The 724-nt window shown below is 66.3% G+C and carries 1 protein-coding gene; it reads right to left on the minus strand.

Annotation, left to right across the window (positions count from 1 at the left end; genetic code table 11):
• The coding region (locus CH306_RS27735) for an ATP-binding protein (RefSeq protein ID WP_143546923.1) at positions 1-724 on the minus strand (724 nt) is incomplete at both ends.

The following is a 724-nucleotide window of genomic DNA, read 5'->3' on the forward strand; positions in this document are numbered from 1 at the left end:
AATGAACGTGGTGACCGGGCCCGGTGCGGGCAGGAACCCACGGCCGGCGTCTTCGCCGTTGATCCGGAACTCGAACGAATGCCCCCGCGGTTCGGGATCTTCGGTGATCGACAGTTCCTCACCGTTGGCGATCCGGAACTGCTGCAACACCAGATCGATGCCCGAGGTTTCCTCGGTGACCGGGTGCTCGACCTGCAGGCGGGTGTTGACCTCCAAGAACGACACCAGGCCGTCCTGTCCGACGAGGTATTCCACCGTCCCGGCACCGTAGTAGCCGGCTTCGAGGCAGATCGCTTTCGCCGACGAATGGATTTCCTTGCGTTGGGCGTCGGTGAGGAACGGGGCGGGGGCTTCTTCGACGAGTTTCTGGAAGCGGCGTTGCAGCGAGCAGTCGCGGGTGCCTGCAACGACGACGTTGCCGTGTTGGTCGGCGATGACCTGCGCTTCGACGTGGCGGGGCTTGTCGAGGTAACGCTCGACGAAGCATTCCCCCCGACCGAACGCCGCGACCGCTTCGCGGGTGGCCGAATCGAACAACTCGGGGATCTCCTCGCGGGTGCGGGCGACCTTCATGCCGCGTCCGCCGCCACCGAACGCGGCTTTGATCGCGATCGGCAGACCGTGCTCGTCGGCGAAGGCGAGGATCTCGTCGGCGTTCTTCACCGGTTCGGAGGTGCCCGGCACGGACGGTGCTTTGGCGCGGGCGGCGATGTGGCGGGCGGTG

Origin of the sequence: Rhodococcus sp. 15-725-2-2b (assembly GCF_002259075.1) — a bacterium.
GTDB lineage: Bacteria > Actinomycetota > Actinomycetes > Mycobacteriales > Mycobacteriaceae > Rhodococcoides.